We start from the raw sequence: 21,046 nt of genomic DNA on the forward strand, positions 1-21,046 counted from the left end.
TGTCGACGGAGCTCGAAACTCGCAGGAGACACAAGCTGCGCCACGGCTGCCAACCGGCTTGGTGGCAAACCATTAATGGCTTGCTACCCACTGAATTCTGAATCAAAAGCAAGATATAAGGAGACAACCATGAACCAGCCTACGCAAGCGCAGCCCGACACGAAACCCGCACCGAACACCGACAGTATCTGGTACGCGTCCTACCCGCCCGACGTCCCGCGCGACATCGACGTCAACCAGTACGAATCGCTTCCGCAATTCTTCGACGAATGCGTCGAGCAGTTCCGCGAGCGCATCGCCTACGTGAGCGTCGGCTCGAACCTCACGTACGGCGAACTCGGCCGCAAGGCGACCGCGTTCGCTGCGTGGCTGCAGAAAATCGGTGTGAAGCCCGGCGACCGCGTCGCGATCATGCTGCCCAACACGTTCCAGTACCCGGTCGCGCTGTTCGGCACGCTGAAGGCGGGCGCGATCGTCGTCAACGTGAATCCGCTATACACGGTGCGCGAGCTTGCGCATCAGTTGAAGGACAGCGGCGCGCAGACGATCATCGTGTTCGAGAACTTCGCGAAGACCGTCGAGGACGCACTGCCCGGCACGCGTGTGCAAAACATCGTCGTCACGTCGCTCGGCGATCTGCTCGCCGATGGCCTGAACCTGAAGGGCAAGATGCTGAACTTCGTGCTGAAGCACGTGAAGAAGATGGTACCCGCGTACCACCTGCCGCAGGCGGTCAGGTTGCTCGATGCGCTCGCCGAAGGCTATAAACGGCAGCTCGTGCCAGTGCGTCCCATGCACGGCGACATCGCGTTCCTGCAATACACCGGCGGCACCACTGGCGTCGCGAAGGGTGCGATGCTCACGCACCGGAACATCATCGCGAACCTGCTGCAGGCGAAGGAGTGGTCGGCCGGCCAGCTCACCGATGAAATCGAAACGGTGCTCACGCCGCTGCCGCTGTATCACATCTTCTCGCTGACGGTGAACGCGCTGATCTTTCTCGGGCTCGGCGGCAAGAACATCCTGATCGCGAATCCACGCGACACGAAGCGCGTGATGATGATCATCCGCAAGGAGAAGTTCACCGGCATCACCGCGGTCAACACGCTGTACAACGCGTTCCTCGACAACGAGGAATTCAGGAAGCGCGACTTCTCGAACCTGAAGCTCGCGATGGCCGGCGGGATGGCGACGCAGAAAGCGGTGGCCGATCGCTTCAAGCAGGTCACCGGCAAGCCGATCGTCGAGGGCTACGGGCTTACTGAATGCTCGCCGATCGTGTCGATGAACCCGGTGGACCTGAAGAATATGCGCGACTTTGAAGGCTCGATCGGACTACCCGCGCCGTCCACACATGTGCGTTTCAAGAAGGACGACGGCAGCTGGGCGAACGTCGGCGAGCCGGGCGAACTGTGCGTGCGGGGTCCGCAGGTAATGAAGGGCTACTGGAATCGTCCGGAAGAAACCGCGAAGGTGTTCGACGACGAAGGCTGGCTCGCGACCGGCGACATCGGCGTGATGGATTCGCGCGGCTTCATCCGGTTGATCGACCGCAAGAAGGACATGATCCTGGTGTCGGGCTTCAACGTCTATCCGAACGAGATCGAAGATGTGATCGCGATGCATCCGGACGTGCGCGAGGTCGCGGCAATCGGTATTCCCGATGGCGCGCAGGGCGAGCGCATCAAGGTGTTCATCGTGTCGCGCAACCCGTCGTTGACCGCCGACGCGGTGATCCAGCATTGCCGCAAGCAGCTGACAGGCTACAAGGTGCCGAAGGTCGTCGAGTTCCGTGCGGAACTGCCGCAGACCAACGTCGGCAAGATCCTGCGACGCGCGCTGCGCGACGAGGAACTCGCGAAGCACGGCGCTGCCTGAAACGTTGTCGGCCTTTCATCTCCGGAGAAACGTGCAATGACGCACCACATGCTTTCGAGGTTTCGCCCTTCTGCGCTTTTGTTGGGTCCGCTGCGCCCGCGCGCGTCGATGACGCTTTGCGCCGCGGCCTGCGTGTTCGCGATTGCCGCTGGCCTCACGGCGCACCCTGCGTTTGCGCAGACCGCCGCGCCCGCATCCGATAGTGCTCCCACAACCACGGTGCCCGCGGACAGCACCGCGCCGGTCACACCGCCCACCACACCGCCCGCGCAGGTCGGCAAGCTGTCGCTCAACCAGCAGGTACGCTGGCTGCGTCGCGCGGCGCAAAGCGGCGCGCTCGAAAAGCTCGACGATGCGACGCTCGTGTCGCTGTTCGAATCGCTCGATCCGCTCGCGTTGCCGCGCTACATCCACGAAGGTCCGAACGATTACCCGTCGTACGAGTTCACGATGTCGCGCCAGGAGCGCATTCGCGGCGTGTGGCCCGACAAGCCCGATCACATGCTCGTGCGGCTCGCGCACGACCCGCTACGCATCTATGCGAAGTGGCTGCCCGACGGCGCGCACTCGGGCCAGGAAATCATCTACGACGAATCGAAACGCACCGACGAAATGTACGGCCATCTGGGCGGCCTGCTGAACATCATGCCGCTGTGGACGTCGATCACCGGCTCGCTTGCACGCGCACAGTCGAATCACATGGTGCGCGATCTCGGCACCGCTTTCGTCGTGAACCAGTATCTGACCGAGGGCGTGAAGTACGTCGAAGCGGGCATCGCGCGGCCGGCGCAGACCGAGGTAAAAACGGTCGACGGCGTGCGCGTCGTCGCGTTCACGTGGGATACGCCGACCGGCAAGCCCGCGTTCTACGCGAAGAAGGAGATTCTCGGGCTGGATCTGCGGCATCCGTGGTTCCGCACCGTCGAGTCCTACGACAACGACGGCCGCATCTTCGAGAAGATCGTCTTCGAATCGATCACGCCGAAAACGTTTGATGACGCGACGTTCGATCCGAAGAATCCGGCGTACAAGTTCTAGCGGGCGGATGCTGCCAACGGTCTTGCCCCGGCCGGAATGCTCCTCAATGCGCTTGCGAATCCGCTGGTTAATGCGGTAGCCCGTGTGCCTGGAGGTGCGCCCGTCGATTGCGATGACGTGCGCGGTCGAAGTTTGCGCTGAAGGGACGGACGCCAACGGTCCGTGTAACGGGCAAGGGGTTTGGCTGCAATGTGATCGCGACACAACCTGTGACAATACCTCCGCTTCGGATTTGCTGATGCTTCTTCGCGTCGTTGCCGACGGCGATGAATCGACGTTCGTATGATCGGGGTGCATTGCTCTGCCGACACTGAGGAGCGTCATGAATCATCCCGCAAGAATAGGTTACGCCCATGCCGATGGGGACACCTTTAAAGAGGTCGTTCTCAGGTCCGAGCCCGAGCACGTATCGCCGCAATGGTCCATTCACAAAAAGCAGTTTGATTTACCGCAGGCACCGAGGGCGCAGCCGTTGGCACGGAGGGGGTCGCCGGGCGCGCCGCTGGTGCCGGCGAAGCCGCGAAGGGGGTCACCAGGCGCGCCGCTGGTGCCAGAGAAGCCGTGGTTGAACCAGGATGCTTCGGGCGGCGAACAGCAGCCGCCGCTGGTGCCGGCACCGCCGGCTCAGCAATCTCTGCCGTATCAAAGTGAGGCATGGCATCCTTCGACGCGGCAGCAGACGGCGCTGCAAATGCGCTATCCCAACGCGGGTCAGTATGGCGGGGCGCTTGACAGGCTGCCCTCGGGGATACTGGCAGACCGTCAGGCCACGCCACCACCTCCTCCGTATGAACTTCAAGCGGGAGTGCATCCTTCGACGTGGCAGCAGCCGACACCGCAAAGGCAGACGTCCGGCCCCGACGCGTATCGGCATGACGGAGCGTTCAATGGGGCATCCCCGGAGATGCCGGCGGGCCACCAGGGCACGTCACCCCGGCCGTATCAAGCTCAGTCGATGGCCCCCCAGCCGCGGCTATCCACTGTAGAGCAGTACCCCGTGGACATCGATTTTCTCGAGCGGCAGGAACCGGAACCGGAACGGGACCTCGGGCCCGCGTTCTTGCCAAAAGGGCTCGAGGCCTTCCGTTATAACGATCCGCGCAGTGCTCCTCGGCCGCGATCGACGCTCCGAGGCGCCATGAGTTCTTTCAGGTCGAGCCTTAAGCAGATCTTCCTTCCCTTCGCGAGGAGGAATCCAGATCGTCTGAAAAAGTACGAGTGACCGCTCTCCTCCGCTTCTGGTACTTGGTTGCATCAAGAGGTTTACTCGTCTGAACACGGCTCCGATCATCATGACGGAGCGATTTTCAACAGCCCGCCAGGCATCGGGTCAGGTTTCGAACGGCGTCGCGGTCGGCCTCTGCTTTTTCATGCGTGGGTTCGCACGTTCGCTCGCCGCTTCCATCCACACCTCGACAGACCCGCATTGTCGCCCGGCCACGCGCTGCGCGACGCGGCACGCACCGCCCGCGAGCCGCGCAAGCACGAACGCATCCGATGCACGCACGACGCCGATGAACGACGCCCTCTCGCCTGCGAGCCGCGGACCGAGCGTGGTGTGCCACAGCATGCCGATATCGTCGCCAGTTTCGACGACCGGCATCCCTGCACGCGTGGCGAGACGTGCGAGTTCGCGGCTGCGTGCGAGATGCGGATCGACCAGTGCGAATGCGGTACCGCCAGACACGCCTGTCTCTTTCAAGCCTGCGCACACGCTCGCAGGCCACGCATAGTCGACAAGCCCCGCGAGCGGCACCCCCACGGCCACGACGAACGTCCGACGCTTCATCGCGCGAACCTCCCGCCGCGATACACGGCATTCATGTCGTGCCCCGCCGGTCGCGCCATGCGCGCGGCCAGATCCCCTGCTTGCCCGGCGACAGAATGCCTGTCGGGTCGAGCGCATCCTTGATCGTCTCCGACAGCCGCAACAACGAACCGTCGTTGAAATCGTACTGTGCAGCGGCTTCGTCCATGTACGCGAGATGCGTGCGGTACTGACCATAGCCCGCTGCCTGCGTGTCGCGCATCAACGCACGCAGCAGGTCGCCCGCGCGCTGCGTCTGACCGGCATCGTCACGATCGAAGATCGCCGCGAATATGTGATGCAGATGCCGCTCGCCCGCGGTGAAGCCGCCGTAGTAATCAAAGCCGTATTCGGCGGCACGCGCCTTCGTCATCGTGTACTGACGCATCGCATCGCGACCGGTCGCCGGACACACCGGCGAAAAATCGACATGCGCGCCCGCGCCGCCGCGCCAGTCGAGCATGCGAAACGCGGTCATCGCTGGAATGCCCGCGAGGTTGCGGTCGCCGCCGTCTTTCGGCAAGGCGTCGCCTTCGGCATCACCTCGATAGCGTCGCGCCGAAAACACGGCACCTGGCACGCGCGAAAATGCGCGCCGTACGCGGGCCTCGCAAACGTCGATCAGATCGTCGTCGCCGTACAGCGCGTAGTGGAGGTTCCAGCGTCCGACGTGCAGCGCAGCGAGCATTGTGTCGATAGCGGACTCGGGCATTGCACCGTCGCCGGCGTACCACTGTGTCCGCGTCGACAGACCTGCCGCGCGACGCAACCCGCCTTCGATCACCGCCTGGTTGCGGATCGTCCCGTCGAGCCGCAAGGGCCGCAGTGTGTCGACGATCGCCTCGAGATCGCGCTCGTCGCGAAACTGGATTTCGCCGAGCAGATACGCGGGCGGCGCGGGCATCAGCCACACGCCCATCTTCGTGACGATGCCGTAGTTCGACTGCATGAACATCGCGTCAAACGATGGGCCGAAGCCGCCCTTGAATAACGCCCACGCGGATGGAGCAGAGGCAGCATCGGTGCCGAGCGCGCCCATCCCGGTCCGCACGACGCTGCCGTCGGCGAGCACGACTTCCATCCCGCATTGATGCGCGGCGTGGTCGCCGTACGGCGTGTAGCCGAAGCCGCGCTCAAGCGTGTTGCCGATCACGCTGCCCCAGCCGGCCGCCGGCGGATCGACCCACAGCCGATAGCCCTGCTTGCGCAGATGCAGGTATAGATCGAAATAGCTGACGCCCGGTTCGACGATCGCGAACGCGAGCGTCTCGTCGACTTCGACGATGCGATTCATCCTCTGCAGATCGAGCACGACCGAACCGGCGAGCCGCGGCGCGGCACCGCCGTACGCGAGATTGCGGCCCGTCGATACGGTCCACAACGGAATGCGCTGTTCGCGCGCGATGCGCAGGACCGCGCGGATTTCGTCGACCGAGGTCGGCAATAGCGCGGCCGAGGCTGCCGACGAACCCGCCGACCTCGCGCCCGGCGCGAATGGATCACGGTAAGCCTGCAACGCTGCGTCGGAAACCAGTACGTTCGATGCGCCGATGTCGGACGTCCATTGCGCGAGCGCGCGATCGAAAGTCGCAGCGGAAACGCCGGGCGGCAGTACGCGGTTCACCGCGCGCGCTCCGATCGCAGCACCGGGGGTGACTCGACCGCACGCAAGGCGCACAGCCTTGTGCCGGACCCGGCGGCTATTGCCACGACTCGGGACGGCCGCCGAGCGCGTTGCAGACGTCGATCGCCATCGAACGCAGCTTGCCTTCCGGGACCGTTCCGGACAGCGCATAGCCCATCCGGTCGCTAACCCAGTAGAACGTGCGGCGATTGCCGTCGCGAAACAGACGGAACGCGGTCTCGTCCTTCGGAATGCTGGCCACGTACAGCGTCAGGCGCGCGCCCGCCTCGTTCTCGTACATGAACTGCGCGGCCGGCCCCACCTCGCCCGGCAGCAGCCGCCCACCGACGAGCGAATAGCCGTACTCCTGCAGCGACGGCACCGACAGCGGCCGGTTCAGCCGCTTCGACAGCCAGCTGATCAAATGCTCTTCCTGGCTCGCAGCGACTTCGACCGGATGGCGCTGCTCCGGCGAATAGACCGCGAACGCGATATCCGCGCGACGCGCGAGCGCCATCGTCTCGCCACTCGGACCGCCGACAAGGCGCGGCACCACCGTGCCGCATGCGAGGCCGAGACCCGCGCCGACCGCCACCCAGCACGCGGCGAGCGCGACGCGCCGCCAGCGCGATACGCGCGGACGCAACACGACGAACGGCCGCGCGTGCTCCGCCGGCTCGCCGCACAGCGCCTGCAACGCAGCCTTCTGTGCGCGCCATGATGCGACCTGCGCGGCGGCCTGCGGGTCGGTCGCCACGCGCTCGCGGAGCGCCGCGCGGTCCGTTTCCGGCAACTCGCCGTCGACGAATGCCGACAGCGCGCGCAGCGCGGCATCGGCTGCGGGATCGGAATCGTGATCGTGGTTGTCGTGGGTCATCGCGAAGTTCTCACTACTTTTAGCGCGGGCGATTTGCCGATCGGGCCTTCGTTGCCATCCGCGAGCAGGCCGCGCATGTGCTCGCGCGCGCGGGAGAGCCGCGACATCACCGTGCCGACCGGCACGCCAAGCGCACTCGACGCTTCCTGATACGTCAGTTCCTCCACACAGACGAGCAGCAGCACTTCGCGCTGCTCGACCGGCAAACAATATAACGCGCGCTGCACGTCGCGCAGAACCAGACCGTCGACCTCGCCACGCGGCGCCTCGAGCGTACGCCATGGCGCGGTTTCGTCGTCGACGGCAATTTCGCGGCGCACGCGCAACTGGTCGATATACAGATGACGCAGGATCGTCAGCAACCACGCGCGCAGATTGCTGCCCGGCCGGAACCCCGTCCAGCGCGACAGCGCACGCTCCGCGGTGTCCTGCACCAGATCGTCCGCCCACGCGGGATCGCCCGTCAGCGCGCGCGCATAGCGGCGCAGCTGCGGGAGCCACCCGATCACTTCCGCTTCGAAGCTCACCCGGCCGGCGCGCCGGCGCGCACGCGTCCGGCCGCGCCGATTACGCAGGGCCTGCGCGGCATGTTTCGCCGCATGCTCCGCATGTTTAGTACCCGCCGGCGCTGCCGCTCGAGCTGCTGCCACCGCCCGACGACATGTCGCCGCAGGCGCTGGTTGCAAGCGTCGACAATGCGAGCGCAAGGATCGTCAGTACGGTGGAAAGAAGGCGTTTCGTCTGCATGGTTCGTCTCCTGACAAAGGTGTCGCCGCGCTGCGACGGCGCGCGCGGCGCATGGGAATTCGGGATGACACGGCTGCGCGGACGGCCGCGCCGCACTGCCATGCTGAATGAACGGCCGCGCCAGCCCTTTTATTCCTTCTGATTCCCTCTTATTCCGACACCATGCGCTTTTTTGTCGACAGCGGCGAGTGGCGCCGGATTCATCCGCGGCGCGCCCGAATTCGCCTGAATTCAGCAGATTCGTAACTCAACGTTACATCGGGAAATTTTGAGATGCTTCTGCGTCGACAAGCCGTTATAGTGGTCGAAAGTTCGCCAGCAGACGCGCGCCTTGTCGACAAGGGGTAGAATCGCGGCGAACCCATGTCTCTCCAACCAGAATCGCCCATGCCTTCCGCAGAATCGCATCCGCAAAACGACTTCATGAACGCAGCGCGCAAAGAACGAAAGCGCGTCGAAATTTACCTCGTCAACGGGATCCGTCTGACCGGGTGCATTGAGTCGTTCGACCAGTACCTGGTGATGCTGCGCACGCCCGTCGGGCTGCAGGGCATCTACAAACGCGCCATCTCGACGATCCAGCTGGACACCGGCACCCGGCCGGGCCCGCGCACCGGGCGTCCTTCGCACGGCGAGCACACGACCCGCGGACCGCACGGTTCGCGTGAGCCGCGTGAACCGCGCGGGGACTTCAGGGACTCGCGTGGCGAGCCGAGAGAACCCCGTGAGCCGCGCGAATCATACGGCTCCCACTCGCCCACCGAACGCTCCGGCTCCGATGCGCCGGTTGTCGTCACGCGACGTCGGCGCCTGTTCGGTACGGGCGGCGGCGACAACAACAACGGCGGTGGCGGGAACGGCGGCAGCCAGGAATGACCTTCCGGGCCCGGAAAGCCTCGCGGCTTCCGGGCTAGCCCACCAGTTCGCCCAGCCGTTGCAGGATCCGTTCGATCCGCACACCTTGCTGCTGCGTCAGTTCGAACCCGCATTTCACCGCCAGCACCCGCTGACGCCAGTAACCAGCGTTCAGCGCGCGGATCATCGGTTGGCGCGTCGCCCACTCCAGGTGTTCCAGTTCCGTCTCCACCATGTGCAACGCATGCATGCGGCGCGTCTGTCCCGGCTTGTTCGTCTCCATGACCGTGAGATCCCGTTTGTGTGCCGCGCCGGCTGCCGGCTGATGCCGCCGTCGCCACGACACTCGAAAGACGAGAAACCCAGAACGCATTTTTAGGATATCCGTGGCGTCCTGTGGCAGGGTGTGGTGGCGCGGCGTGCTGGCGTAGACACCAGTCTGCAGGCGCTCCCTACATAGGCGGACCTGATGGACACCGGTCACGGCCCTGCCTGCGTTGCGCTATGCTGGACGCTGACACTTCCTGACGGAGAGCGACATGTCCACAGCCCAGCCCAGTGCGCCGAAGAAGCCGGCCGAATTGGCGGAAGACCGGCTCGACGAAGCGCTGGAAGAAACCTTTCCGGCGAGCGACCCGATCGCGGTCAGTCCCAGCGAGCCGGCCGCACCAACTCCCTCGCCCGAGCCGCGCAAGCCTGCGTAGCAGGACGGGCGCTACGGTTCGGCATCGACCTCGGCACGCAAAAAAGAAAACCCCGCACGGGCATCCCGTGCGGGGTTTCGTTCTTCCTATGTCCGCCGACGCAATGAGCGACGGCGATCGAATCAGTTCGGCGGCAATCCGTTTTCCAGCTGACGCTGCAGCTCGCGCACCTGACGCTGCGCGGCGCGCAGCTGTTCCTGCGCGGCGGCCCGTTGCTGCGACAGCGCGACGGTCTGCGCCTGATTCTGCTTCTGCTGGTCCGCGACGATCGACTGCTGCTGACGCGCGACGTTCAGGTCGGCCTGCAGCCGGTTCGCGCGATCCTGCGACAGCGCGACCATCCGTTCGGTGAATGCCTTCTGCGCTTCGAGCCGCGTGCGCCGGATCTCGATGTCGGACAGCTGCAGCGTCTGACGGACGAAGTCCTTGTAGATCAATTCGGCGCGCGTCTCGTCCGAGGTCTTGATGACCCGCCAGAAATTCTTCTGCTGGAAGAGCGCAACGTAGTAGGTCATCTCCTTGCCGTAGAACAGCAAGCTCGCGCCATAACTGCCGTTGTACGTCGTGCGGAGTTCGCTCAGATCCGCACCGCGGATCATCTGCTGCAACTCGGCGACATTGCCGGCGGCGGACTGCTGGGCTTCGGCGGGCGTTAGCGCGGCAGACGACGACTGCGCGGGCGCCGTCGACGGCAACGCCGTCGTGACGGACGGCTGTGAGACAACTGCACTGGCGGCGCTTGCTGCACTATCGGGAAGGGCCTGGGCCTGTGCACCCTGCACGCCAGTCAGCGCCACGAACGCTGCCAGCGCGAAATGTCGAATTGTCGACTTATGGTCCATGTGTGTCCTGCTTGAACAGTTTTTGTTTTATTACAACCTAGAGCCGGCCCATTATTACTCACTTTCGCGCGTTTCGGGCTCTTCATCAAAAATTTGGTATTTGCGCATTTTTTCCCACAGCACTTTGCGGCTGATGCCTAGATACTGCGCCGTATCCTGACGACGCCAGCCATTCGCGTCGAGTGCGGCCAGCACGCGGTTGCGCTCCGCCATGTCCCATTTGCTGCGATCGACCAGCACTTCCGCCGCACTCTCTGCCGGCACCGGTTGGGTGCTGCGCGCAAGCGCGAGCAGCCGCTGCAACCGCGCCGCATCCCATGCGCCGATCTGCCGGACCGTCACGCCAATACGCTCCGCGAGATTGCGCAGCTCGCGCACGTTGCCGGGGAAATACGTATCGGCGACCGCGTCTGCGAGCCAGTACGGAATATCGGGAAGCTGCGCGAGCCGGTCCACGCCTACGATCGACGCAATGAACGCCTTGAAGATCGCGATCTTGTCGACAGCACCACGCTCTTCCAGCGACGGAATTTTCAGTTCGATCACGGCGAGCCGGTAGTACAGATCGGCGCGGAACGTGCCGTCCTTGACGAGCTGCGGCAGATGCCGGTTGGTCGCCGCGACGAGCCGGAAGTCGAGCTTGATGGGCACCGCCGAACCGATGCGCGTCACCGCACTGTCCTCGAGCACGCGCAGCAGCTTGACCTGCTGGTACAGCGGCAGATCGCCGATTTCGTCGAGGAACAGTGTGCCGCCGTCCGCCTGTTCGAAGTAGCCCTTGTGTGCGACCACCGCACCCGTGAACGAGCCCTTCGAGTGGCCGAAGAACAGCGACTCGAACAGACCGTCGGGAATCGCGCCGCAGTTCACCGCGACGAACGGGCCTTGCCCGTAGCGCGAATGCTTTTCGTGCAGCAGTTGTGCGATGCGTTCCTTGCCGACACCGGTCTCGCCGTGCACGAGCACGCTCGTATCGCAGTCGGCGAACGTATCGACTTCGTGCAGCAGCGCCTGCATGCATTCCGAGTTCGCGACGAGCGCGCTCGACTCGAGCGTCTGCGCGCTGTGCGCGCGCAGTTGCAGCACGAGCTTCGAGATCATTCCGCGCAGTTCGGCGCAGGTGAAATCGAGCGGCAGGACGTGCGAATACTCGGCAGGGTACATCGCGGGATCGTGATCGCGCGGCGCGGCGCCGACCCACACGACCGGCATGCCATGCGCCGCCTGCCAGTCGCGCAGGATCAGCGCGCCGCTGTCGATCACCGACACGCTGATGATCGCGAGCGACGGACGCACCGCGGTCCGCTCGGGCGAGATCGCGATGTCGTCGGCGCGGATCACCTCGACGTCGAAGCTCGCCATGCAGCGCGCGACCCGATCGACGATGTCGGCCTTGCCCTCCCAGACGTAGAGGTCGAGTTCTTCGATTTTGGTGGAGGTTCTCATCGAGTGATTGCTAGTTGACCAGTTGTGACTGCCCGCAGGCAAGCCCGAGATCGTGGACGGTGCTCACGCCGATCTGCACGCCGAGGAGTTGCAGCAGCGGGACGAGGATCGCGTCGAGGGAATTCAGAATGGGGTTAAGCAGTGCGGCTACTCCCGTTAGCAGAAATTGCAGCGTGGCGTTGATCACGGCCCCGACATTGACACCACCCACCGTCAGATAGAGCGAGGGAAGCAGATTGGTGACGACTTGCGACAAAACGCTGCCCACTACGGAACCAACCGCATTCGAGTTCGCCGACTGATAGTCATCCGAATCGCCCGATATGCCATTGAACGTCATCGAAGTCGGGTCAGGTGGCTGCACATAGAGCTGAACGCCCTTCCCCGCACTACCTGCATAAATATCGATCAACGAAAATCCGAACACCGTTGCGCTCGTAATGTGAGCAGGCTGATTACAGGTAGCGGGTACCGTCACGTTAGCCAGATTATTCGCCGCATCATCACCGATACATATCGCCGCGATCCCCGGCTGCGCAGTGATGACGCTCTGACTGGTGGCCTTCGACGCTGAACATTGCGTGCTGCTCAGATAAGCGGTGCTCTGAGCCGCTTCGATATATATCGGGAGATGTATCGCGTTCACCGAGGCTATGCCGAGATTGAGACTCAGCAGATTGACCTGGAGATACAACCGCACCTTTGCCGAATGCGCGCTGGTGCGCCACGTGCCGTCCGCATTCTGGCCTGCCTCGCCCACGGCGATCACCGGCGGCTCGATGATCTTCGCCTGGGCCGAGATGTTCGCAATGGGACCGAGATTCAGCGCTGCCCCGAGGTCGATCGCATTTTGTCCGTTGGCCACTTCCGCTGCCACCATCAATGCGTCCAGCACATTCACGGTTGCCGTCGTGGCCGCCTGAGGATCGCCGAGTCCCACCGACAGCATCGAACCGATGCTTATCTTTGTTCCAGCCGGAATGGCTGCCACGATCGTTCCGAGCGCGCTCGACACCGACGCGCTCAAGGTGTTGCCCTGATTCGCTGCGACCTGCAACGCCGCAGCCAATTGACCGACCGTCACCTGCGTTGTAAGCAGTTGCGAGATCGTACCCGCGCCGAGCGCCACCGCCAGATCCCCCAATTTGACCTGGGCCGTGGCGAGCCCCTGATATGAAAGCACACTGAGATTCAGACTGGTGTGCAGCAGCCCGTTCAGCAAACCGTTGAGTGCACCGCCGGACAACGCAGCCACCGTGGTCGTCAGCGAAAACGACCGGATGTTTGTCGCCTGCGCCGTCGCCACCGCGCTCATCGGGAGCGGCGGACCAACGAGGAAGAAATACGGCACCGTACGGTTGACCGTCACCCGGGCGGCATTGAGCGGCGTCGTGGTCGTCGAGAAGTACGGACTCACCGAGTTGGCACTCGGGTCCCACCGTCCGCACACCACCTGCACCGTGCCGGTCGACGGCAACCCGTTGGCTGTCGCGCTCCCCTTCGCGGACGCGGTTGCGGCACCGCAGCCACCCGCGCTGCCGATCGTCTGAGCAGCGGCGGTAGCGGCAAGATCCGCTGCGCGTTGCAGATCGCGGCGCACGAAATAGAAGTGGCCGACGTCGAGCACGCCGAGCGCCGCGATTGCTATGCTGAACCAGATCGCGGCCAGCACCGCGATCGCTCCCTGCTGCCGGCGACGCGCGTGGCACGCATGCAGGGATCGACGGACGGGTGGTCGGAAGATAGACATGTCAGTTCGACGGCGACAGACCGCTTCCGCTAGTGCCACTGCCACCACTGCCCTGGTTGACCGCCGAGCCGTACAGATCCGGAATCTTCGACTTGAACGACTCCATGTAGCGGTGATACGCGAGACCCGCTTCTTCGCCGAGCATTGGCTGTGCAGGTGCGGCCGACACATTCGTCCGCTGCATTTCGAGCCACCCGTTCGTCGCGTGGCCGATTTCGCTGGCGCGCACCGTTCTGCCGGTCCGCGTGCTGGTCTGTGCGTGAGCCGGCATGGCTGCGATTGCACATGCCATCGCGACCCACGCGGCGATCGCGACTCCCTTTGTTCTGTAGTCCATCTCACTCCCCCATTACTTCATCGACATCATCGATCCGTCATTGCGTGAACCATTGCAGCAGACGCGGCGCTGTCTCCGTCGCACGCGGCACGCTCGCGACCGGTCCAGTTGTACGCACGCCCTGCGGCAGCGGCACATCGAGCGACCGCGCGCGTTTTGCCGCCGCCACCTTCACCGCATCGGCGCGGACCGCCGCACGGATCTCCGGTGTCATCTTCTGTTGTGTCATCAGTGCCTGCGCCTGGTCGGCACGCCCGTCGGCGAACAGATACAGCACGACGTTGCTGATGATCCTGCGATTGTTCTGATCGAGCTGCGCCGCTTTCATCAACGGCACGCGCGCGCTGTCGACGTCGCCCGCGCGCAGTTCCGCGTAACCGAGATCGGACAGCGTCGCGGCATCGGTCGGCACCAGCCCCGCCGCGATCTGCAGTTCCTGCACGGCCTGCCGGAAGTCCCCCGACTCGCCCGCGATCAGCCCGAGCCCACGATGCCCGCGCGCGGCAAGCGGCGTCTGCAGCAGTTGCCGGTAGTTCGCGGCGCTCGCGGCCGACTGATCGGTCATACGCAGCGCGTCGGCGCGCAGCACGATCGTGTCGGGTGAAACACCGTACTGCTTTTCGTACGCGTCGATATGCGCGAGCGACGCGAAGTACAGCCCCTGCGCCTGCATCTGGTCAATCAGGCCGAGGTACATGCCGGGCGTATCCGGCGGAGGCGGCTTGTCGGCCTGCTGCATCATCGCCTGGCGTTCGGCCTGCGGCCCGACGCCATAGCCCGACTGAATCGCCGCGCACGCGCCGAGCAGCGCGAGCGCGCACATGGCGGCAGTGCGGCCCGCGAGCCGCGCGACACGATCCGGAGCGAGGTCGAGGGTCATGTTCGTTTCCTTACTTGTGCATCGAATTCAGCGAATGCGTCACAGACAGCACGCCGGGTCCCGCTGTGACGATCATCAGCGCCGGCAGCAACGTCAGGATCATCACGCCGGTCATCTTCACGGTGAGGCGACCGATGCGCTCACGCAGCATCGAGCGGCGCGCCTCGCGTAGCCGGTCGCCGAACTGCTTCAGCGGCTCCTGTACCGCGCCGCCATGCCGGTCGACCTGGATCAGCAGCCGGACAATCGCGCGCAGGTCCTCGTTGTCGTAGCTCGACGCAAGCCGGCTCAGCGACTGTTCTCGCGTGCGGCCGGTCGCCAACTGCCGCTGTGCGATCTCCAGCTCGCCCGACAGGATCGGCAGCACGCCGCGAAAATCGTTGACGATCACCTGCAGGCTCTGGTCGATCGACAGGCCTACGCCCTGCAACAGGCGCAGCAGATCGACCAGCATCGGCAACTCGTCGACGACCGCGCGGCGGCGCCCGCCCGCGCGCTGCCGGATGTATAGCTTCGGCAGCATGAAGCCAATCACCAGCGCGACGATTAGATACAGCACGTAGCGCGCACCTTGGACGTACGCATGCGCGAACAGTCCGATCAGCGCGGGCAGCACAATCCCGCACGCGATCCGTGCCATCAGGAACAGCCCGCGCATGCGCGTGTCGACGAAGCCGCATTGCTCGAGCAGACGCCGGTCTTCGTCCGCGACGATCTGACGCCCGAACGGCGTGTCGAGCCAGCGCATGCCTGCCTGCCCGAGGCGTTCGAGCGCGGCAGCAAGACGCCGTCCGCCTGCGGCGTCTGGCGCGGCCTGGTCTGTCCGCGCCGCAGCTCCCACTGCGCCGGTTTGCGCACCTGCCGCCGCGGCCGCTTGCACGACGCGCCGGTCGAGCGCATGTGCGAGCGTGCGGTCGCTGCGCCGTTCCGCCGACAGCCGCACGATCAATAATGTGCCGAAGATCAGCAGCGCGAGCGCGAGCAGCACGAGTGCAATAGCAGCGAGGTGACGAGGTTCGATCGTCATTTGCGCAACCTCGCGAGCCGGTACAACAGCCAAGCTCCGAATGCCTGAAGGCCGAAAGCCAGATAGACCAGTTCACGGCCCACCGGGTCGTACCACATCGCGCCGAAGTACGCGGGGTTCGTCAGAATCAGGAAGCCACCGATCCCGATAGGCAGTATCGACAGCACGAACGACGACAGCTTGGTCTCGGCCGTCATCGCGACCAGTTCTCGCTCGGCCTGCTCGAGGTCGCGCATGAACGACGCCATCCGCTCGAGCATCACGTCCGCCCGTCCGCCGTATTTCACCGACAGGCGCAGTACCGCGCCGACCAGCTCGAGTTCGCGCGCCCGATAGATCTGCGCGACGTGGAACAGCGCGCGGTCGATCTCGACGCCCGTGCGCAGCATCCGCGACACGTGGTCGAGACATTCGCGCAGCGGCGCTTCGGTGGTTTGCAACGAGGCCTGGAACGCCGCGGGCACGCTATTGCCAAGCACGATCAACCGCACGATGCCGTCGAGAAATAACGGCAACTGACGCACGATCTTCTGGCGCCGCTTCGTCGTACGCCAGGAGATCACGAAATAGAGAACGAAGCCGCACACGCCGAGCATCATGCACGCCGCGAGCACGCCGCCCGTCTGTCCGGCCCACACGCACAACGCCAGCGTGACGAGTAGTGCCAGCAGCGCCGGTATGCGCGCGTTCGAAATGCCCGCGCGGCTCATCGTGGTGTCGAACGCGAACATCGCGCGCGCGACGAAGTGGCGCCACTTTGCTTGCCACGGTGAATCCGCGGCAAGTGCCTGCGGCGGCACAAGCGTTGCAGCGCCGGTATTCGCGGTGCGAGCGGCGGTCGATGCAGCGGCTGCGGGCCGTGCGAACCCAGGCGCCGTCTGCTGCGCGGTTGCCATCCGGCTGTCGATGAAACGCTGGGTAGTCACCTGCCCTTTGCGTTGCTCGCCGCGCCGCAGAACCAGCAGCGCACCCGCCGCGCACAACAGCGCGAGCGCGGCAAACAGCAACGCGGCAGCGCTAGACATTGAAGCCTCCGCCGAAACCACCGCCAAAGCCGCCCGATCCCGACCCCTGCCCGCCACCGAGCACCTGACGGAAGCGCGCGAGCTTCGGCGAATGCGGATGGATGCCGAGCGATTCCCACTGGTCGAGTTCTTCGCCTTCCGGCGTCGTCACCGGCTCGTAGCGATACAGCTCCTGCGTCGCGATGATGTTGTCCGAGAGGCCCGTCACTTCGGTGATCGACAGGATGCGGCGCCGGCCGTTCGACAGCCTACCGATCTGCACGATGAAGTCGATCGCGTTCGCGATCTGCCGGCGCAGACTCGACTCGGTGCCCTGGAAGCCCGCGAAGCCCGCCAGCATCTCGAGCCGGTACAGACATTCGCGCGGCGAACTCGCGTGCACCGTGCCCATCGATCCGTCGTGGCCCGTGTTCATCGCCTGCAGCATTTCGAGCACTTCGCCACCGCGCACTTCGCCGACGATGATCCGGTCAGGCCGCATCCGCAGCGTATTGCGCAACAGGTCGCGGATCGTCACGACGCCGGTGCCGTCGAAGCCACCTGGGCGGCTCTCGAGCCGCACCACGTGCGGATGATTCAGCGACAGCTCGGCGGTGTCCTCGATCGTCACGACACGCTCGACTTCGGGGATGTGAAACGCGAGTGCATTGAGCAGCGACGTCTTGCCCGAACTCGTGCCGCCCGACACCAGCACGTTGCAGCGCGCCTGCACGGCGGCTTCGAGCAACGCGCCGATCTCGGGGTTGTAAGTGCCGTTGCCGAGCAGATCGTCAGGCCGCAGCGGATCTTTGCGGAATTTGCGGATCGATACGATCGGGCCTTCAATCGACAGCGGCTCGATCACGACATTAACGCGCCCGCCGTCCGGCAGACGCGCGTCGACCATCGGGTTCGATTCGTCGAGCCGCCGGCCGATCGGCGCGAGAATGCGGCGCACGATCCGCAGTAGATGCGCGTTGTCGGCGAAGCGCACTGGAATCTTCGCGAGGATGCCGTGGCGCGACACGTACACGTCGTTATAGCCGTTGATGAGAATGTCTTCGACCGCCGGATCGTTCAGCAGGTCCTCGATCGGACCGAAGCCCGCGAGTTCCTTCGTCAGCGCCTCGGCGATCAGCCGCACCTCGCTCTCGTTGATCGGAATCCGGCGCAGCCGCACGAAGCTGTCCATTTCCATATCGACGAACTGGTTGATCGCATTACGCGACCAGCGGCCGAACTCCGCGCCGAGTTCCTCGATACGCGTGAGCAGATGTTCGTGCGCCGCGTTCTTGATGTCCTGGAACTGCTGGCTATGCGCGAACGCAGGCGCGTCGTCGGCAAATTCGATATCTTTTGCCATCGTCTATGACCGCTTGTGTGAGGTTGGAATGAAACGCCTGAGCGCGTCGAGCGCGGACCGGCGACGCGAGGACGCCGCGGCCTGCGCCGTGCCGCCCAGCCGTTCGACGAGCGGATCGAGCGCGCGAATGTACGGATCGCGCGCGGCCGCGTCGGCCAGCAATTGCCCCTGGTTCGCCGCCTGCCCGAGTGCGACGCGCCGCTCGGGCAGCATCGCGAGCAGCGGCACATCGAGCCGCTGCACGATCTGCGCGGCCGTCAGGCTGAATTCCGGTTCGTACTTGTTGACGATGAGCCGGACGTTGTCCATCTCGACCGATTCTTCGCGCAACCCGTCGAGCACCGCCGCCGCCGACACGATCGATGCGACGCCCTGATCGCAGACGAGCCACGTTTCGTCGGCGGCCTTCACGACCTGCGCGATGAACTCGCTGTTGGTGAAGCCGCCGAGGTCGATGATCTGCTGGTCGAAGAACGCGCGTAGCCGGTTCAGCAGGCTCACCGACGCGGAGTACGACACCTCGCGCATGTCCGCGAGATTCGGCGGCAGCGTGGTCAGCGCGAGACCGCTCGTGTGCCGCGACAGCGCGGTGTGCACGAAGGTCTGATCGAAGCGGCGCAGGTTGCGCACGGCTTCGACGAAGCTGAACTCGCTGCGGGTATTCAGCAGCAACGTGCCGTCACCTTGTGGCAACCCGAGGTCGAGCAGCGCGGCCTGCCGGCCTTGCGGCGCGTCGCGCCGCTGCAACAGCACCGCGAGATTCGCGGCGAGCGTGCTTACGCCCATGCCGACGCGCGCACCGAGCAGCACGACGACGCGGCCGTGGCGGCTAACCGGCTCGACGAGATTGTTGATCGCCTGACGCGTGATGCGCAGCGCGTCCTCCGCCGGCGCGGACAGATCGATGAAATCGAGCACGCCGGCACGCAGCGCGGCAAGCGCGCTCTCCGGTTCCGTCAGCGCACCGACGGCGACGATTTGCAAACCCGGATACGCGGTGCGTGCCGCGCTCGCGGCGACGCTCGCCGCGGCCGCACGGCCGCCCGAAAAATCGATGAACACCAGCGACGGATTCAGTGCGGCGATCCGCTGCGTGAGCTGCGCGGGATCGAGCGTCGCCGCCTCGACGGCGCCGACCGCGACAAGGGTTCCCGCGAGCCAACGCACGTGCTCGTCCGCGAGCGAGGCGAACACGAAATAGTCGGTGATCGCGCGGTCAGTCAACGAATACGTTCTCGCGTTCATGTTGAACTTCCTCCGACGGCAAGGGTTGCGTCGCCGTCACATCGCCGAACGGGCTGCACGCCGATATGGCAGCACAGCTCGTGCGATCCTGGTCCTGCTTCTCTTTCTGCTTCATTTCGAAAATCCCGGTGCGGCATCGCGCGAGAACACGCCGCCGATGAACGATCTCCACACGGGTCCGTCGCGCTGTTCGCTCTGTTCGCCGGGCGTCGTCGGCAGCGCGGCGCCCTTGGCGATCGGCGACACCAGATGCGGCGTCACGATAATTACGAGTTCCTTGTCGTTCTGCGAATAGCTCAGCTGCTTGAAGAATGCGCCGATGATCGGCAGGTCGCCGAGCAGCGGCACCTTGTTGACGCTCGAGATCGTCTCGCGATCGATCAAACCGCCAATCATGAAACTCTCGCCGTCGCCGAGTTCGACCGTGGTGTCGGCGCGGCGTGTCGTCAGTGCCGGTACTGTCACCCCGTTGATCGTCAGCGCGTTCGTGAAGTCGAGCTGGCTCGCTTCGGGTGCGACCTTCAGCGCGATGCGCTGCGGGCTCAGTACGGTCGGCGTCAACGTCAGGCCGATGCCATACGGTTTGAACTGAATCGACGTCGTGCCAAGCCCCTGCGGCACCGGTATCGGAATCTCACCACCCGCGAGGAAGCTCGCGCTCTGCCCGGACAGCGCGACGAGCGTCGGCTCCGCGAGAACCCGCGCAAGGTTGGTCCCTTCCATCAGGCTCAGGTCCGCCGCGATCGAGCCTGAATTGAACACGAGGTTGAATGCAGACGAGAGTGGCGACACAGACGTAATCGCCGAGGTCCCCGGTCCCGTCAGCGTTGACGTCGTAATCGACGACGGCGGCAATGTCCCCGACTGCGCCGTGCCGAACGTCGCCGAAGTCAGCGACGCCGGTCCAAACGAGCCGAACGTGAATCCACCGGCCTTCTTCAGGATGTTAAGGCCGGCCTGCTTCAACACCTGGCGACTGAATTCGACGACCCGCACGTCGACCTGCACGACTGAGCGCGTGGCGATCGTTGAAGTGTCGTAGACCGTGTCGCCTCCGCCACTCGCGCTGCCCCCACCAACGAGACTGCCGAGAGCGCCGAGACCACCGCCACCGGCCTTACCGCCACTCGAACCCGCATCGCCGCCCGACTTCGCACGCTGCGCCGCCTCGATCTTCGCGACAGCGACCGCGCGCTGATGCTGTTCCATCGACGATGCGGAGCCGGAAATCAACGCGGAGTCGCCGATCACCTTGACGTTCGGCGCATCCGGGCCGAGCAGCGCGCGCGAGCCGGCGGTCGTCACGTTCACGGTGTACGACAGCGGCGTGTCGGTGCCGCGCTCCCACAGCATCAGGTTCGTCGTGCCTGGAGACTTGCCGGTCACCAGCACGCCGTGCGTTTTGTCGCCGTTCAAGATCCGCACGTCGGCCACCGTCGGATCGCCGATCGCCACGCGACGCAACGTGAGACCTTTCGCGATCACCTGCTGCGAACCGACGACGATGTCGAGCGCCTGCGGCATGCCCGCGGCCTCGGCCGTCGCGCAGACGACGAGCGATGCTGCCCACACTGCCACCAGCGCGACGTACGCGGAAATCCGTTTTCTCATGTTCTTATCAT

21 protein-coding genes and 1 pseudogene are annotated in these 21,046 nt (G+C 64.8%); 5 read left to right on the top strand and 17 right to left on the bottom strand.

The genetic code is table 11. The annotated features are described in order from the left end of the window. Positions 1-129: 129 nt before the first annotated feature. Together ACREXZ_RS24600 and ACREXZ_RS24605 are read left to right on the top strand one after the other, a co-directional pair. Positions 130-1,878, top strand: a complete 1,749-nt coding sequence (locus tag ACREXZ_RS24600; RefSeq protein ID WP_431766729.1) for an AMP-binding protein — start codon at positions 130-132, stop codon at positions 1,876-1,878. 108 nt (positions 1,879-1,986) lie between these two features. Continuing rightward, complete coding sequence (locus ACREXZ_RS24605) at positions 1,987-2,916, top strand: DUF1571 domain-containing protein (RefSeq protein ID WP_431766730.1); 930 nt, start codon at positions 1,987-1,989, stop codon at positions 2,914-2,916. 3 nt (positions 2,917-2,919) lie between these two features. Here ACREXZ_RS24605 and ACREXZ_RS24610 read toward each other — a convergent pair. Beyond that, positions 2,920-3,027: pseudogene (locus tag ACREXZ_RS24610) on the bottom strand (IS5/IS1182 family transposase); the annotation flags it as partial. 211 nt (positions 3,028-3,238) lie between these two features. Between ACREXZ_RS24610 and ACREXZ_RS24615 the strand changes: the two are divergent. Then, positions 3,239-4,138 (top strand): hypothetical protein, encoded by a 900-nt coding sequence (locus ACREXZ_RS24615; protein WP_431766731.1) that lies wholly within the window; start codon positions 3,239-3,241, stop codon positions 4,136-4,138. Between the two features lie 108 nt (positions 4,139-4,246). Here the strand turns inward: ACREXZ_RS24615 and ACREXZ_RS24620 are convergent, their stop codons facing one another. The 5 genes from ACREXZ_RS24620 to ACREXZ_RS24640 all read right to left on the bottom strand — a co-directional run bounded on the left by ACREXZ_RS24620 (position 4,247) and on the right by ACREXZ_RS24640 (position 7,971). Then, positions 4,247-4,705, bottom strand: a complete 459-nt coding sequence (locus ACREXZ_RS24620) for a hypothetical protein (RefSeq protein ID WP_431766732.1) — start codon at positions 4,703-4,705, stop codon at positions 4,247-4,249. A gap of 31 nt (positions 4,706-4,736) precedes the next feature. Then, entirely contained in the window at positions 4,737-6,347 is a 1,611-nt protein-coding gene (locus ACREXZ_RS24625; protein WP_431766733.1) for an FAD-binding protein, read from the bottom strand. Between the two features lie 76 nt (positions 6,348-6,423). Next, positions 6,424-7,224, bottom strand: a complete 801-nt coding sequence (locus tag ACREXZ_RS24630) for an anti-sigma factor family protein (RefSeq protein ID WP_431766734.1) — start codon at positions 7,222-7,224, stop codon at positions 6,424-6,426. Further along, the gene (locus ACREXZ_RS24635; protein ID WP_431766735.1) at positions 7,221-7,751 is read right to left on the bottom strand and encodes a sigma-70 family RNA polymerase sigma factor; all 531 of its coding nucleotides are present in this window, start codon (positions 7,749-7,751) and stop codon (positions 7,221-7,223) included. The genes ACREXZ_RS24630 and ACREXZ_RS24635 overlap by 4 nt, the downstream gene beginning before the upstream one ends. Positions 7,752-7,836: 85 nt before the next feature. After that, positions 7,837-7,971, bottom strand: coding sequence for a hypothetical protein (locus tag ACREXZ_RS24640; RefSeq protein WP_431766736.1), 135 nt, complete (start codon positions 7,969-7,971; stop codon positions 7,837-7,839). A 387-nt stretch (positions 7,972-8,358) separates the two neighbouring features. Between ACREXZ_RS24640 and hfq the strand changes: the two genes are divergently transcribed. Beyond that, the gene (gene hfq / locus ACREXZ_RS24645) at positions 8,359-8,847 is read left to right on the top strand and encodes an RNA chaperone Hfq (protein ID WP_431766737.1); all 489 of its coding nucleotides are present in this window, start codon (positions 8,359-8,361) and stop codon (positions 8,845-8,847) included. Between the two features lie 34 nt (positions 8,848-8,881). Here the strand turns inward: hfq and ACREXZ_RS24650 are convergent, their stop codons facing one another. Beyond that, positions 8,882-9,109 carry a hypothetical protein gene (locus ACREXZ_RS24650; RefSeq protein WP_431766738.1) on the bottom strand — a complete coding sequence of 76 codons (228 nt, stop codon included), beginning with the start codon at positions 9,107-9,109 and terminating at the stop codon, positions 8,882-8,884. 256 nt (positions 9,110-9,365) lie between these two features. Here ACREXZ_RS24650 and ACREXZ_RS24655 point away from each other — a divergent pair, with 256 nt between their 5' ends. Then, on the top strand, positions 9,366-9,530 hold the full coding sequence (locus ACREXZ_RS24655) for a hypothetical protein (protein WP_431766739.1): 165 nt from the start codon (positions 9,366-9,368) through the stop codon (positions 9,528-9,530). Between the two features lie 122 nt (positions 9,531-9,652). On the opposite strand, the gene ACREXZ_RS24660 is transcribed toward ACREXZ_RS24655, so the two are convergent. The 10 genes from ACREXZ_RS24660 to ACREXZ_RS24705 form a co-directional block, all read right to left on the bottom strand. Beyond that, positions 9,653-10,372, bottom strand: coding sequence for a DUF2968 domain-containing protein (locus tag ACREXZ_RS24660; RefSeq protein ID WP_431766740.1), 720 nt, complete (start codon positions 10,370-10,372; stop codon positions 9,653-9,655). Between the two features lie 54 nt (positions 10,373-10,426). Beyond that, positions 10,427-11,818: a sigma 54-interacting transcriptional regulator gene (locus tag ACREXZ_RS24665; protein ID WP_431766741.1), complete on the bottom strand. Its 1,392-nt coding sequence runs from the start codon at positions 11,816-11,818 to the stop codon at positions 10,427-10,429. Positions 11,819-11,828: 10 nt separating this feature from the next. Next, entirely contained in the window at positions 11,829-13,490 is a 1,662-nt protein-coding gene (locus ACREXZ_RS24670; RefSeq protein WP_431766742.1) for a TadG family pilus assembly protein, read from the bottom strand. 79 nt (positions 13,491-13,569) lie between these two features. Continuing rightward, entirely contained in the window at positions 13,570-13,905 is a 336-nt protein-coding gene (locus ACREXZ_RS24675; RefSeq protein ID WP_431766743.1) for a DUF3613 domain-containing protein, read from the bottom strand. Between the two features lie 37 nt (positions 13,906-13,942). Further along, complete coding sequence (locus tag ACREXZ_RS24680) at positions 13,943-14,785, bottom strand: tetratricopeptide repeat protein (protein ID WP_431766744.1); 843 nt, start codon at positions 14,783-14,785, stop codon at positions 13,943-13,945. Between the two features lie 10 nt (positions 14,786-14,795). After that, entirely contained in the window at positions 14,796-15,806 is a 1,011-nt protein-coding gene (locus ACREXZ_RS24685) for a type II secretion system F family protein (protein ID WP_431766832.1), read from the bottom strand. Between the two features lie 2 nt (positions 15,807-15,808). Beyond that, entirely contained in the window at positions 15,809-16,837 is a 1,029-nt protein-coding gene (locus tag ACREXZ_RS24690) for a type II secretion system F family protein (RefSeq protein ID WP_431766745.1), read from the bottom strand. Further along, positions 16,830-18,179: a CpaF family protein gene (locus ACREXZ_RS24695; RefSeq protein WP_431766746.1), complete on the bottom strand. Its 1,350-nt coding sequence runs from the start codon at positions 18,177-18,179 to the stop codon at positions 16,830-16,832. The genes ACREXZ_RS24690 and ACREXZ_RS24695 overlap by 8 nt, the downstream gene beginning before the upstream one ends. Positions 18,180-18,182: 3 nt before the next feature. Continuing rightward, complete coding sequence (locus tag ACREXZ_RS24700) at positions 18,183-19,424, bottom strand: fimbrial protein (protein WP_431766747.1); 1,242 nt, start codon at positions 19,422-19,424, stop codon at positions 18,183-18,185. Between the two features lie 111 nt (positions 19,425-19,535). Further along, positions 19,536-21,035, bottom strand: a complete 1,500-nt coding sequence (locus ACREXZ_RS24705) for a type II and III secretion system protein family protein (RefSeq protein ID WP_431766748.1) — start codon at positions 21,033-21,035, stop codon at positions 19,536-19,538. Positions 21,036-21,046: the final 11 nt, after the last annotated feature.

The organism is Paraburkholderia sp. (assembly GCF_050742655.1).
GTDB lineage: Bacteria > Pseudomonadota > Gammaproteobacteria > Burkholderiales > Burkholderiaceae > Paraburkholderia.

What these genes read in the sequence shown, in the direction of transcription:
- ACREXZ_RS24600 (WP_431766729.1), top strand. Translation starts at nt 130, where the DNA reads ATGAACCAGCCTACGCAAGCGCAGCCCGACACGAAACCCGCACCGAAC.
- ACREXZ_RS24695 (WP_431766746.1), bottom strand. Translation starts at nt 18,179, where the DNA reads ATGGCAAAAGATATCGAATTTGCCGACGACGCGCCTGCGTTCGCGCAT.
- ACREXZ_RS24655 (WP_431766739.1), top strand. Translation starts at nt 9,366, where the DNA reads ATGTCCACAGCCCAGCCCAGTGCGCCGAAGAAGCCGGCCGAATTGGCG.
- ACREXZ_RS24620 (WP_431766732.1), bottom strand. Translation starts at nt 4,705, where the DNA reads ATGAAGCGTCGGACGTTCGTCGTGGCCGTGGGGGTGCCGCTCGCGGGG.
- ACREXZ_RS24690 (WP_431766745.1), bottom strand. Translation starts at nt 16,837, where the DNA reads ATGTCTAGCGCTGCCGCGTTGCTGTTTGCCGCGCTCGCGCTGTTGTGC.
- hfq (WP_431766737.1), top strand. Translation starts at nt 8,359, where the DNA reads ATGCCTTCCGCAGAATCGCATCCGCAAAACGACTTCATGAACGCAGCG.
- ACREXZ_RS24660 (WP_431766740.1), bottom strand. Translation starts at nt 10,372, where the DNA reads ATGGACCATAAGTCGACAATTCGACATTTCGCGCTGGCAGCGTTCGTG.
- ACREXZ_RS24650 (WP_431766738.1), bottom strand. Translation starts at nt 9,109, where the DNA reads ATGGAGACGAACAAGCCGGGACAGACGCGCCGCATGCATGCGTTGCAC.
- ACREXZ_RS24640 (WP_431766736.1), bottom strand. Translation starts at nt 7,971, where the DNA reads ATGCAGACGAAACGCCTTCTTTCCACCGTACTGACGATCCTTGCGCTC.
- ACREXZ_RS24700 (WP_431766747.1), bottom strand. Translation starts at nt 19,424, where the DNA reads ATGAACGCGAGAACGTATTCGTTGACTGACCGCGCGATCACCGACTAT.
- ACREXZ_RS24665 (WP_431766741.1), bottom strand. Translation starts at nt 11,818, where the DNA reads ATGAGAACCTCCACCAAAATCGAAGAACTCGACCTCTACGTCTGGGAG.
- ACREXZ_RS24705 (WP_431766748.1), bottom strand. Translation starts at nt 21,035, where the DNA reads ATGAGAAAACGGATTTCCGCGTACGTCGCGCTGGTGGCAGTGTGGGCA.
- ACREXZ_RS24630 (WP_431766734.1), bottom strand. Translation starts at nt 7,224, where the DNA reads ATGACCCACGACAACCACGATCACGATTCCGATCCCGCAGCCGATGCC.
- ACREXZ_RS24605 (WP_431766730.1), top strand. Translation starts at nt 1,987, where the DNA reads ATGACGCTTTGCGCCGCGGCCTGCGTGTTCGCGATTGCCGCTGGCCTC.
- ACREXZ_RS24675 (WP_431766743.1), bottom strand. Translation starts at nt 13,905, where the DNA reads ATGGACTACAGAACAAAGGGAGTCGCGATCGCCGCGTGGGTCGCGATG.
- ACREXZ_RS24615 (WP_431766731.1), top strand. Translation starts at nt 3,239, where the DNA reads ATGAATCATCCCGCAAGAATAGGTTACGCCCATGCCGATGGGGACACC.
- ACREXZ_RS24680 (WP_431766744.1), bottom strand. Translation starts at nt 14,785, where the DNA reads ATGACCCTCGACCTCGCTCCGGATCGTGTCGCGCGGCTCGCGGGCCGC.